We start from the raw sequence: 12,339 nt of genomic DNA on the forward strand, positions 1-12,339 counted from the left end.
AAAGCCGGGCACGCGCCCGCACGTCTGCCAGACCTGCCAGGGGTCGGGCTACGTCACCGTCGGCGCGGGCGGCGCCTTCTCCATGAACGAGACCTGTCCGACCTGTCAGGGCCGGACGATGGTCTACGACGAGGCCTGCCCGACCTGCCACGGCTCCGGTCGTGGCACGTCGTCCCGCACGATCCAGGCCCGGATCCCGGGCGGGGTCAAGGACGGCCAGCGGATCAAGCTGCGCGGCAAGGGAGCCCCCGGCGACAACGGCGGCCCCCACGGCGACCTCTTCGTCTCGGTCAAGGTGCGCCCGCACCCGATCTTCGGCCGCAAGGACGACAATCTCACACTCGAGGTGCCGGTCTCGTTCGACGAGGCGGCGCTCGGTGCCGAGATCAAGGTGCCGACCCTCGGGGGCCCCCCGGTGACGCTGCGGCTGCCCGCCGGCACGCCCAACGGTCGCACGTTCCGCGTGCGAGGCAAGGGCGCGAAGAAGGCCGACGGCACCCAGGGCGACCTGCTCGTCACCGTGGAGGTCCACGTGCCTGCCGTCCTCGACGCGGCTGCCCGCGAAGCCGTCGAGGCCTATCGCGCCGCAACGGCTGACAAGCCGCTCCGCACGAAGCTCTTCGAGGAGGCGTAGGCCATGTCAGCGAGCCGTGGGCCGGGCCCCCAGGGGCCGGCGCCCGACGCTGCGGTCTACGTCATCTCGGTGGCTGCCGAGCTGACCGGGCTCCACCCGCAGACGCTGCGCACCTGGGAGCGGCTCGGGCTGATCACGCCCGGCCGCACCGGTGGCGGAGGGCGGCGCTACTCCGGCCGCGACATCGACCTGCTGCGCCAGATCGCGGAGCTGACGGCGGCCGGCATCGGCCTCGAGGGCGTACGCCGGGTGCTCGAGCTCGAGCACCGTGCCTCGGCGCTCGCGCAGCGCAACGCCGAGCTCCAGGCCGAGCTCGAGCAGACCCGCGAGGCGCTGCGCCAGGCGCTCGCCCGTGCGGGGGCGCGACCGCCGGCGGCCCCGGTCCAACCCGGTCGGCTGCCGGTCCTCCGCCCGGACACGGGCTCCTCCGTCGTGGTCTGGCGCCGCGACCGCAGCTGACCTCGGCCCCGGCTGTGCTCAGCCCTGCGGCTTCGCGCCCGCCGTCGCGAGGTGTGTCGGGATCGTGCAGCCGCGCTCGCCGTTGGGGCATGCGGTGATGCTCCGGACCCAGTGATCGACCTTGTCGGTGAGGTCGGTCCCGCCAGCAGGCGGCGCGTACGAGATCACGTCGAAGCCGGCCCACCACGTGGTGCGCGACCTTTCCAGAGCGGCATCGGCGAAGATCGCCGGATCCGCACGCACCCAGGTATCGGCGTCGACGGGCGTCTGGAACCAGACCAGGTAGAGGGCGCCGTGGGCGGCGACGGCGGCCGGATCGTGGGCGTTGGTGACCACGCCCATCACCCGGTACTCCCGCGGGTCCGGCACGGTCGCCGCTCGGGCGAGCCTGCGCTGGAAGGCGTCGGCGCGCAGCCACGACCCGTCGCCGCGGCCCGGACGCCAGTCCTGGCGAACGGTGAGGCCGAGATCCGAGCCGACCTGTGCCTCGAGCCGGCGGGCCCACTCATCAGGAACGGTGCTCGGCGGGAGCTGACGGTGGATGACCGTCACGTCGGCGTACGGGTCGTCACCTGCCTCGAGACCGATCTTGAGGTGCTTCGAGACGGCGCCGTAGGCGAAGGGCGCGATCGCCACGACGACGATCAGGCCGACGACGGCGAGCAGGACCTTCATGCGGGCAGACACGGTCGCCATGGTCGCCGATGACGGCTCGGGGCGGTGTCCCCCGATCGGTCAGTTCTCGTCGACCGGCACGAGGCGGGCCGGGTTCGGCACACCTCCGAAGCTGCCCAGGGGCTGGAGGCGCAGGTCGAGGACCCCGCCGATGTCGGCCTGCTTCACGAACCCGTAGGTGCGACTGTCGTCCGAGCCGCCCCAGTTGTCGCCGAGCAACCAGTAGGAGCCCTCCGGTACGACGACCGCGTCGGGGGCGGTGCCGGCTGTGCCGTCGGACTTGCAGCAGGGCGCGATCCGGTCGCCGATCCGGTCGTCCCACGCGCCGTTCTCCACCACGTACGCCGTGTCCGAGCCGCCCGGCGTGACCGTCACGACCGGCTTCCCCTCGGCGAACGCGACGGAGACCTCGTCACCCGGCAGGCCGACCACCCGCTTCACGACGGGCGACTTCGCGACGCCGACCCGCGCCTGGACGAGGTCGAATCGCTGGATGTCGCCGCGCTTCCAGAACTGCACGAGCAGTCGGTCGCCCTCCTGGACCGTCGGCTCCATCGAGTGCCCCTTGACATGCACCGAGAACGCCAACGCGGCCACGATCGCCAACAGGGCAAGGAGAAACGCCACGAGCGTGCTCCATCCGAGCAGGTGGCGCAGTGCTCCGGATCCGTCGCGGTGGCGGCGCATCATCAGGTCCCTCCCCGGGCAGAGACGAAAGTAGGGGTATCGAATGCGACCGAGGTCACTTGGACGCCTTGTCCAGTGTGGCGTACGTTACCCCTCAGCAGTCGCGGTCCGTTTCGTCTGGGGAGAGACGAAATGTGAGGGCCCGGCCGGGTAGGGAGCCCGGTCGACACCAGCGGCTCGGGAGGTTTCCGCGCTGCCGCGTGCGGCTGCTGTTGCCTGCCCTCGTGAGTGCGGGGGAGGTCATGTTCCTGGGAGGGAAACATGAAGGAAAAGGGAATGGGCCGCGTTCGGCTCGGCCGTTTCGCCGCTGTCACGGTGCCGGCCACCGTGGTGTCGGTCGGCCTGGGTGTGGCGATGCTGCAGGGCGCGGTCTCCGCGTCGCTCAGCTCGACCAACCCGTTCAAGGTCACGGCGGCCTCCGGCTCCGGCTCGGGCGTGGAGCTCTCGCTCCGTGCGGCCCAGGCTGCGGCCTCGCAGACGGACGGTACGGCTGCTGACAAGCAGTCCGCGTTCGTCACGCTGACCGACGGCACCGTCAACCAGGTGTGCCTCGCAGCGAACCAGCCGACCGGTCTTCCGGTCATCTCGAACATCGGGCTGAAGATCCAGCTCCCGGGTTCGGTCGCCCTCGGCGACTCGGTGGACCTCAACGCCCAGGGCGTGACCACCGACGCCACTCTGAAGAACGTCAGCGTGGGTGTGGCCCAGCAGGAGCTCGACCACCAGTCGACGGTGGCGAACGGCGCCAACATGGGCGGCTTCGGCATCGAGTCCGGCCAGTCGGCCGGCGGTGCTGCGGGCGACACCGGCAACGTCGCGCTCAACAACGTCGACGCCGACGTCTTCCAGGTCAACCTGGCGTCGATCGGCCTGACCGGCGTGACGCTCACGCCGACCACGGGCACGGCGACCTGCTGAGCCTGACCCGCTGACCGCGTCGGCGTCGTGGCCCGAGGGCCCTCGACGTCGCGGCGCCGGCGTGGTCGCCACCCGTCCCCGGGAGGGGGACGCGTCCTTGGGAGGGGACACACATGACCCACACTCGACCCTCGCGGATCGCCGTCGTCCGGCACGCCGCGTACCGCTACCTCGCCACCCGGCCCACGGTGGGCTGCCTGCTCCTGGCCGCCGGCGGCTGGTTCGTCCTCCGCCCCGTCGTGGCGAGCACGTTCCAGTTCCTGGCCTACCTCGGCGTGGGCGGCGCCCAGATCTACATCCTCGGCGGCGGCATGGTCGCCGCCGCGCTCGTTGCCTTCTTCGCCCCCGCGCAGCGCCACTTCCCCGCGTTGATGGCGATGGCTTTCTCGATCGCCTCGCTGCCGCTGGCCAACCTCGGCGGCTGGCTGATCGGCATGGTGCTCGGCATCGCGGGCAGCGGCATGATCTTCGCCTGGACGCCGTACTCCGACGCCCAGCTCGCCCGTCTCGACGAGAAGCGCGCACGCCGCGTCGAGCGCAAGCAGGCGCGAGGCAAGCAGACGAAGGGCGGGCACGAGAAGGGCCTGGCCGCGGCATGAGGCGCGCCCGATCCCTGCGTGCCCGGCCGCTACGCACCCGCGTGGCCGAGGCCGTACGCCGACAGGGCGACGCCGTCCGCGACGCGTCGGGCGCGATGGTCGCGAACGCCGAGGAAGGCCCGCGTCTCGGGACTCGCAAGAAGCGGTCGGGCCTGCTGGCCGGCGCCGCGCTGACCGGGCTCGCCGCGATGTTCCTGGGCGTGAGCCAGAACGTCCTGGCGGTGAACTTCCAGACCGCCAACACGGCGTACAAGGTCTACACGGACAAGGTCTCCGGCCTCAACGCGGCCGGGTACATCAACACCCAGGACCTCTACGGCGCGACGGACGACGCGGTCGCCCAGCTCGGCTTCAAGACGGCGACGCTCAACGGCCTCTGTGCGATCGCGAAGCAGACGCTGCCCGTGATCGGCGAGGTCTCGCTGCTGGTCACCGCGGGCGAGCCCGTCGACGGCACGATCACCAACCCGACCGGACAGGCGATCAACGCCCAGCAGCTCTACCTGGCCTCCGACAACCTGTCGGGCACCGGTGACCAGATCGCCAAGCTCACCCTCGGGCAGTCGGCGGACACGCTGATGATGGACACGCTGCCGTTCACGGGCACGCCGGGCGCCTTCGGCCTCCAGGCCCAGACGCTCAACGTCTCCAACCTCGACGCCGACTCCTACGGCATCGACCTCCAGGGCCAGATCAACCTGCCCAACCTCAAGATCCGGGTCGTGCCCGGCGCCAAGACGAAGACGGACTGCACCTCATGATCATGATCGCGTCGACCGACAAGCTGGGTCCCAACCGCCGGGTTCCGGGGACCGGAGCCGTGCGCTGGTTCCGTGCGTTCCGGCGTACCCGTCCGTTCTGGGGCGGCCTCTGGCTCGCGCTCGGCGGGCTGGTGGTGGTGAAGTTCAACAGCTACCCGATGGGCCTCGCGCTCAGCGGGGGATTCAACCGCAGCGCGGGCTACATCCTCGGCGGGGCGATGCTCCTCTTCGCCGGCGTCGCGCTGGTCTCCCCGCTGTATGCGCGGCTGGTCGGCGTCCTCGGTGTGCTCAGCGCGATGGCTGCCTTCATCGGGTCGAACTTCGGCGGCTTCCTGGTGGGCAGCGTGCTCGGCATCATCGGCGGCTCGATGATCTGGGGCTGGGGCGAGCTGGTGCCGCCGCGGCCGGCCGGCACGCGCGTGGCTCCGGCCGGGTCGGAGGCGTGACCGGAGCCAGCCGGCGCTGGCAGCGTGTCTGGGTCCTGCTCGCTGTCTTCGCCGTCGTCGCTGCGCTGGGGCTCTGGCCGGACACGCCCCGGGAGGCCGCCCATGCCGCTCAGGCGTGCGGTGCCGGAGACGTCAACCGCGCGACCCTGACCACGAAGGGTGGCGTCACGCTGCGCCCGTGCCTGTCGAAGGTCACCACCAACATGGTGGTGCCCCGGACCCAGACCTCGAGCACGGGGTGCGGCACGCTCTGGCTGCAGCCCTGCTACCAGAACGGGAAGTGGGCGATCACGGCCGTCAGCAAGACCTGCTGCCAGACGCTGAGGTACGCCGACGGCACGACCGAGTCGGGCCTGTACCGCCTCACCTTCCAGCAGTTCCAGCTCTACAAGGACGCGACCCTGTCGACGTCGGGCGGCAGCGGCTACGGCCTCGCGCTGAAGCCGGACACCTCCGCCAAGCTCGGCAACGCGAGCGGCCAGACGATCTACACCGATCTCTGGGTCACCGCCGACAGCGTCATCAACCTGTCGTTCCTGGTCTTCGGGTGCGAGGACAACGTGCGCCCTGACGACGTGCTCTGGACGCTCGCCGATGTCTTCACCGACGTCTCGGCGAGCGGATGCGGGATGAACCTCAAGATCCGGTACGCCGTCACCACGTCGTCCGGCGCGAACGGCGAGATCACAGGTGCCTACTCCGTCAACCTTCCCAACACGCTGGTGACGGTGTCGTGAGTCGACGGGAGCCGCGCTGGGGAGCGGCGTACGGAACGAGCTGGCGGCGTGCAGTGCCGCTGATGGTGCTGGCCTTCGCCGCGATGGCCGGACTGATGACGCTGGTGCGCCAAGACGTGCTTGCGGCGGCCGTGACCTACCAGGGGAGCACCGCGAAGTTCAGCAGCGGCCGCGTGAGCGGACAGGACATCGGCTTCGGGATGGCCCAGGTCAACGTCGCGGGAGTGGGCACGCGCAACGTCCTCGCCGCCGGCTTCGCGACGGGCTCGCTGGACGGGCTCTGCGTGTCGCAGGTGCAGAGCCTGCCGCTGATCGGCGACGTCGTCATCAAGCTGACGTCAGGGGACGGTGACAGCTCGACGCGCGAGATCAAGGCGACCAACGTGCAGCTCGACGTCACGCAGCTGCGCGGCTCCGGCACGGGGATCAACCTCGACGGGCGCGTGCAGATCGGCATGGCCAGCCAGGACGTCACGACGCTCGCCGGCGTCGACAACCCCCTGGGCGCTCCGACGGGCACGGGCTGGTGGGGCATCGATGCGACCGCGGGCGACATCTTCAGCGCCAAGGGCTACCTCTACGACGCCGAGATCGGTGGTCCGATGAGCCTGCCGGGGCTGCGGATCAGCGTGACGCCGAAGGCAGCCGGGGGCACCGAGTGCTGGGCCACGCCGGCCGACGCCACGCCGCTCCCGCACTGAGCTGGTCCTAGACAGTGTCCCTTTCCGCCCGTTATCCGGATTGATGGTGACCGATGGGTAGCAACCGTTACTCTCAGCACACTGGTGACGGAATCCACAGGGTGGTCGAGAACCCTGTACGTCGTGGGGCTAGGTGGTAAGCGTGTCGCTCGAGGGCTTCTGGGACTGGTTCTCCCACCGTGACTGGCTGTTGAGCGAGCTCAACACGCCCATGGAGTGGTTCGCCTTTGCGTCGATCCCGCTCTTCACGGCCGTCATCGGCTGGCTGATCAACTGGACCGGCCTGATCATGCTCTTCTACCCGGTCAACTTCCACGGCTTCACGGTGCCGGGCCTGAAGGACATCGCCCGCCTCCTGCCGCACAAGATCCAGGAGGTCCCTGGCATCCTGCACGGCGGCCTCGGCTGGCAGGGCATCGTCCCCGCGCGCGCCGCCAAGATGGGCTCGATCGCCGTCGACAAGGCGATCGCCAAGCTGGGCACGCCCGCGGAGTTCTACCAGCAGCTCGAGCCGGACAAGATCGCCGAGCACATCGTGACGATGTTCGAACCCGACATCCCGATGATCGTCGAGGAGGTCATGCTCGCCAACAACCCGGCGTTCTGGCGTGACCTGCCGGCTGCCGGCAAGCGCGCGATCATCGCCCGTGTCCAGGCGCAGCTGCCCGGTGTCGTCAACTCGATCACCGACGAGATCGGCGTGCACATCGACCAGCTTCTCGACCCGAAGATCATGGTCATCGACCACTTCCGCAAGAACCCCGGCCTGGTCATCAAGGTCTTCAAGGACATCGGTCAGCGCGAGCTGAACCTGATGGTCGCCTTCGGCTTCATCTTCGGCTTCGCGCTCGGTGTCCCGGTGGCCTTCGTCGACCACTGGTTCCACACCTGGTGGATGCTGCCCGTCCTCGGCATCGGCGTCGGCTGGATCACCAATGCCCTGGGCATGTGGCTGATCTTCGAGCCGACCGAGCCGAAGCGCTACTTCGGCATCCGGTTCCACGGCCTCTTCCTGCGCCGCCAGGACCAGGCCGCGGAGGTCTACGCCACGATCATCGCCGACGACGTCATCACGCTGGAGCGCATCGGCGACTTCCTGATGGACGGTCCGCGCGGCGACCGCACCCGCCAGATGCTGGCCACGGCCATGGCGCCGGCCATCGACAAGGCTGCCGGCCCGATCCGTGGCGCCGCCCGCATCGCGCTCGGTGCCCGGGCCTACGACTCGATCAAGATCGGGTTCGCCCAGGAGGCCGTCGGCCGCACGATCACCCCGTTCAAGGACGAGGAGTTCTCGCGACAGCAGTCGGGCAAGATCCGCACGCTGATCGCGGCCCGCACCAAGGAGCTGCCGTCGCGTGACTTCGTCGAGATGATGCGCTCGGCCATCAAGGAAGACGAGTGGATGCTCTACGCTCATGGCGCGATCATGGGCGCCGCGGGCGGCCTCCTCCACTACGCCATCTTCGTCGGAATGGGTGCAGCGTGACCAGCGACAACCTTCCCGAGCGGGCACAGTCCGCCGAGCTTGCGACGCCGCGGATCGACGCCCTGCCGGGCCTCGTCCGCCTCGCGGCCACCTCGTGGCTGCGCACGGCCGAGTGGAGTGTCGTGGCGGGTGTGCGCACCACCCGCAAGGTGCTCTCCGTGGCCACGAACCCGTCCTCGGCGATGGACCTCGTCGCCGGTGTCGCCCAGGCCGGCTCGATCTTCGGCGACGTCGCCAAGGCGGTCGGCAGTGGCGTCTCGCTGCCCCAGGCCGTGATCCAGGTCAGTGCCTCCCTCGGCGGCTCGACCAACGGCTCGACCCCTGCCATCGCCGCCCCGGCCGCTGCTGCGGCACGCCGCGAGCTCGCGATGCAGCAGTCGCTGCGCGAGCAGGGGCAGGCGCTCCTGGCCCGTTCCCGCGACGTGTGGAACACCGAGCAGGGCCACCCGGCGTACTCCCGGATCCTGTCGGAGATGGCGCCTGACGAGGGCCGCATCCTGCTGCTCCTCCTGCGCGGCGGCCCGCAGCCCGCGGTCGACGTCCGCACGGGTGGTGCGATCGGCATGGTCAGCTCGCAGCTCGTCGCGCCGGGGCTCAACATGATCGGCCCGCGGGCCGGTGCGCGCTACCTCGACCAGGTGCCGTCCTACCTCAACAACCTCTTCCGCCTGGGCCTCATCTGGTTCTCGCGCGAGCAGCTCCGCGACCCGCTCGAGTACCAGGTCGTCGAGGCGCAGCCCGACGTCCTCGCTGCCATGCACTCGGTGCGCTCGCACAAGGTCGTCCGGCGCTCGATCCACCTCACGCCGTTCGGTGAGGACTTCTGCCGCACCTGCCTGCTCGAGCCCGACGAGGACATCTCCGCGCTGCCCGAGCACCAGGCGCCGCAGGACCTGGACTGACCTGACTCCTGGCTCCGACGTACGACGGTTGACGCGCTCGCGTCAGCCGTCGTTGTCGTTGCGGCCGTTGCGCGCGCGGCCCTGCTCGGCGGCGTACTGCAGCACGATTCCGGCCACGCCCAGCACGATCAGCATGGCGACGACGAGGAAGACCATGGCCCGAGGGTGACACGCCGCCGGGCCCCGGGGGAGGTTTTCCGGAAAAACCCAGAGTTGAGCGGAATGCACTCAACTCTGGTGCTGTTGCGATCAGTGACCTCCGGCCTGTTCCCCTCGTGGGACTGACCGGAGAGGATCGACTACGACCAGGGAAGGAGCGCTCATGAGCGCGTTCGGAGCCGACAAGTTCACCACCCGCAGCCGCGAGGCGATCGAGGCTGCCCAGCTCGCCGCGACCACGGCGGGCAACACCACCTTCGAGCCCGCGCACCTCCTCGCCGCGCTGCTGCGCGACCCCGAGGGCACCGCGCGCACGCTCGTGACGAAGGCCGGCGTCGACGCCGCCGCGCTCTCCGCCCAGGCCGACCGCCTGGTCGCGGACCTGCCGCGCGCGACCGGCTCGACCGTCCAGCAGCCGACGGCCTCCGCCGCACTGACCCGCGTGCTGGCCAGCGCCATCGACCTCGCGGCCGGCATGAAGGACGACTACGTCGCCACGGAGCACCTGCTGATCGCGCTGGCCACGGTCGAGTCGAGCGCGAAGAAGCTCCTCACCGACGCCGGCCTGGCCGAGGCGGGGCTCCGGGATGGTCTGACGGCGGTGCGCGGCAACCGCAGGGTGACCAGCCAGGAGGCGGAGTCGACGTACGAGAGCCTGGAGAAGTACTCCATCGACCTCACGAAGGCGGCCGAGGAGGGCCGGCTCGACCCGGTCATCGGTCGCGACGCCGAGATCCGCCGCGTCATCCAGGTGCTGAGCCGCCGCACCAAGAACAACCCCGTCCTGATCGGCGAGCCCGGTGTTGGCAAGACCGCCGTCGTCGAGGGTCTCGCCCAGCGCGTCGTCGCCGGCGACGTCCCCGACTCGCTCAAGGGCCGTCGGGTGCTGAGCCTCGATCTCGCGGCCATGGTCGCGGGAGCGAAGTACCGCGGCGAGTTCGAGGAGCGCCTGAAGGCGGTCCTCGAGGAGATCAAGGACGCCGGTGGACAGGTCGTCACCTTCATCGACGAGCTGCACACGGTCGTCGGCGCCGGTGCCGGCGGCGACAGCCAGATGGACGCCGGCAACATGCTCAAGCCGATGCTGGCGCGCGGCGAGCTGCACATGATCGGTGCGACCACCCTCGACGAGTACCGCGAGTCCATCGAGAAGGACCCGGCGCTGGAGCGCCGCTTCCAGCAGGTGTACGTCGGTGAGCCCAGCGTCGAGGACACGATCCAGATCCTCCGCGGCATCCAGGAGAAGTACGAGGCGCACCACGGCGTCCGGATCACCGATGCCGCGCTGGTCGCCGCCGCGACGCTCTCCGACCGCTACATCACCGGCCGGCAGCTCCCCGACAAGGCGATCGACCTGATCGACGAGGCTGCTTCGCGGCTGCGGATGGAGATCGAGAGCTCCCCTGAGGAGATCGACGAACTCCGCCGCGCGGTCGACCGGCTCAAGATGGAGCAGTTCGCGCTCGAGAGGGAGTCCGACGCTGCCTCCGTCGAGCGGCTCGCCACCTTGCGCGCTGACCTCGCCGACAAGGAGGAGGAGCTGCGCGCGCTCGAGGCCCGCTGGGAGGCCGAGAAGGCCTCGCTCGAGGGGGAGGGCGAGCTGCGCCGCCAGCTCGACCAGCTCCGCATCGAGGCCGAGAAGCTCCAGCGCGAGGGTGACTTCGAGAAGGCCAGCGAGATCCTCTACGGCCGGATCCCGGCGTTGGAGAAGCAGATCGAGGCCGCTGCCGCCGCCGAAGAGTCCCCGGTCGAGAAGCTCGTCGGTGAGGAGGTCGGCGCGGAGCAGATCGCCGACGTCGTCGAGGCGTGGACCGGCATTCCGACCGGCCGCATGCTCCAGGGTGAGACGGCGCGGCTGCTCGAGATGGAGTCGGAGATCGGCACGCGGCTGATCGGCCAGGAGAAGGCGGTCCGCTCGGTGAGCGACGCGGTCCGGCGTTCGCGGGCCGGCATCGCCGACCCCAACCGGCCTACCGGCTCGTTCCTCTTCCTCGGCCCCACCGGCACCGGCAAGACCGAGCTGGCCAAGGCGCTCGCCGACTTCCTCTTCGACGACGAGCGCGCGATCGTGCGCATCGACATGAGCGAGTACGCCGAGAAGCACAGCGTCGCTCGCCTCGTCGGCGCTCCTCCGGGCTACGTCGGCTACGACGAGGGCGGCCAGCTCACAGAGGCGGTCCGCCGTCGTCCGTACAGCGTCGTGCTGCTGGACGAGGTGGAGAAGGCGCACCCGGAGGTCTTCGACATCCTGCTGCAGGTCCTCGACGACGGACGCCTGACCGACGGCCAGGGCCGCACGGTCGACTTCCGCAACACGCTGCTGATCCTCACCTCCAACCTGGGCTCGCCGTTCCTCGTCGACCCGACGCTGAGCGAGGAGGTCAAGCGCGAGTCGGTCATGGGAGTCGTGCGCGGCCACTTCAAGCCGGAGTTCCTCAACCGGCTCGACGAGGTCGTCATGTTCGACGCGCTCTCCCTGGAGCAGCTGGCGCGGATCGTCGACCTGCAGCTCGAGCTGCTCATGAAGCGGCTGGCGGTCCGCCGGATCCACCTCGACGTCACGGAGGCGGCGCGCACGTGGCTCGCCGAGGTCGGGTTCGATCCCGCCTACGGCGCCCGCCCGCTGCGGCGCCTGGTGCAGTCCGCGATCGGCGACCCGCTCGCACGGATGCTGATCGCCGGAGAGGTGACCGACGGCAGCACGGTGCTCGTGGACCGCGACGCCGGGGCGGAGGGCGAGGGCTTGTCGCTCACCGCCACAATGGCGGCATGACGCAGAACGCGACGGCCGACCGGCCGCCCCAGGTGACCGTGGCCGGCTGGGTCAGCATGCTCGGCTCGGTCTTCCTGGTGCTCGGCATGTTCGACCAGATCGCGCGCCTGCGGTCGATCGACAGTCGGGAGCGGATCGCCGAGTCGCTCGGGCAGCCGCCGTTCCGGGGCCTCGGCCTGGACCTCGACGGTGCGCTGTCGATGCTGCACACCGTGTTCGTCGTCGCGGGCGCGCTGGGTGCCGCGGCCTGCGTGCTCGGCTGGTTCGTGCTCCAGCGGCACAAGCAGGCGCGGTTGGCGCTCTCGGTCGTCGCGGTTCCGCTCTTCTTCTCGGGCTTCCTCTCCGGGTCCATCGCGGCCTCGTTCGTCGCGGTCTCCGCGATGCTGCTGTGGTCCGGCC

General features: G+C 70.3%; 14 protein-coding genes. 12 read left to right on the plus strand and 2 right to left on the minus strand.

Annotated elements, in window-relative coordinates:
- The coding region (locus VLF38_RS04630) for a DnaJ C-terminal domain-containing protein (RefSeq protein WP_325270112.1) at positions 1 to 634 on the plus strand (634 nt) is incomplete at its 5' end.
- A 3-nt stretch (positions 635 to 637) separates the two neighbouring features.
- A complete protein-coding gene (locus VLF38_RS04635) occupies positions 638 to 1,093 on the plus strand; it encodes a heat shock protein transcriptional repressor HspR (protein ID WP_325270113.1) in 456 nt (151 codons plus the stop codon).
- An 18-nt stretch (positions 1,094 to 1,111) separates the two neighbouring features.
- Here VLF38_RS04635 and VLF38_RS04640 read toward each other — a convergent pair whose 3' ends face one another.
- Positions 1,112 to 1,780: a hypothetical protein gene (locus tag VLF38_RS04640; RefSeq protein WP_325270114.1), complete on the minus strand. Its 669-nt coding sequence runs from the start codon at positions 1,778 to 1,780 to the stop codon at positions 1,112 to 1,114.
- Between the two features lie 48 nt (positions 1,781 to 1,828).
- On the minus strand, positions 1,829 to 2,458 hold the full coding sequence (lepB, locus tag VLF38_RS04645; protein ID WP_325270115.1) for a signal peptidase I: 630 nt from the start codon (positions 2,456 to 2,458) through the stop codon (positions 1,829 to 1,831).
- 258 nt (positions 2,459 to 2,716) lie between these two features.
- Here lepB and VLF38_RS04650 point away from each other — a divergent pair, with 258 nt between their 5' ends.
- The 10 genes from VLF38_RS04650 to VLF38_RS04695 form a co-directional block, all read left to right on the plus strand.
- On the plus strand, positions 2,717 to 3,373 hold the full coding sequence (locus VLF38_RS04650; protein ID WP_325270116.1) for a DUF6230 family protein: 657 nt from the start codon (positions 2,717 to 2,719) through the stop codon (positions 3,371 to 3,373).
- A gap of 113 nt (positions 3,374 to 3,486) precedes the next feature.
- The gene (locus tag VLF38_RS04655) at positions 3,487 to 3,972 is read left to right on the plus strand and encodes a DUF6114 domain-containing protein (protein WP_325270117.1); all 486 of its coding nucleotides are present in this window, start codon (positions 3,487 to 3,489) and stop codon (positions 3,970 to 3,972) included.
- A complete protein-coding gene (locus tag VLF38_RS04660; RefSeq protein ID WP_325270118.1) occupies positions 3,969 to 4,733 on the plus strand; it encodes a DUF6230 family protein in 765 nt (254 codons plus the stop codon). The genes VLF38_RS04655 and VLF38_RS04660 overlap by 4 nt, the downstream gene beginning before the upstream one ends.
- Positions 4,730 to 5,179, plus strand: coding sequence for a DUF6114 domain-containing protein (locus VLF38_RS04665; RefSeq protein WP_325270119.1), 450 nt, complete (start codon positions 4,730 to 4,732; stop codon positions 5,177 to 5,179). Before VLF38_RS04660 ends, VLF38_RS04665 begins: the two co-directional genes overlap by 4 nt.
- Complete coding sequence (locus VLF38_RS04670) at positions 5,176 to 5,916, plus strand: hypothetical protein (protein ID WP_325270120.1); 741 nt, start codon at positions 5,176 to 5,178, stop codon at positions 5,914 to 5,916. Before VLF38_RS04665 ends, VLF38_RS04670 begins: the two co-directional genes overlap by 4 nt.
- On the plus strand, positions 5,913 to 6,617 hold the full coding sequence (locus tag VLF38_RS04675; protein ID WP_325270121.1) for a DUF6230 family protein: 705 nt from the start codon (positions 5,913 to 5,915) through the stop codon (positions 6,615 to 6,617). Before VLF38_RS04670 ends, VLF38_RS04675 begins: the two co-directional genes overlap by 4 nt.
- 142 nt (positions 6,618 to 6,759) lie before the next feature.
- Positions 6,760 to 8,106: a hypothetical protein gene (locus VLF38_RS04680; protein ID WP_325270122.1), complete on the plus strand. Its 1,347-nt coding sequence runs from the start codon at positions 6,760 to 6,762 to the stop codon at positions 8,104 to 8,106.
- A complete protein-coding gene (locus VLF38_RS04685) occupies positions 8,103 to 9,008 on the plus strand; it encodes an Abi-alpha family protein (protein ID WP_325270123.1) in 906 nt (301 codons plus the stop codon). The genes VLF38_RS04680 and VLF38_RS04685 overlap by 4 nt, the downstream gene beginning before the upstream one ends.
- Before the next feature lie 322 nt (positions 9,009 to 9,330).
- A complete protein-coding gene (gene clpB / locus VLF38_RS04690; RefSeq protein WP_325270124.1) occupies positions 9,331 to 11,940 on the plus strand; it encodes an ATP-dependent chaperone ClpB in 2,610 nt (869 codons plus the stop codon).
- Positions 11,937 to 12,339, plus strand: a 403-nt coding sequence (locus tag VLF38_RS04695; RefSeq protein ID WP_325270125.1) for a hypothetical protein, incomplete at its 3' end; no start/stop codon positions are given. The genes clpB and VLF38_RS04695, both read left to right, overlap by 4 nt.

Source organism: Nocardioides sp. (assembly GCF_035481145.1).
GTDB lineage: Bacteria > Actinomycetota > Actinomycetes > Propionibacteriales > Nocardioidaceae > Nocardioides.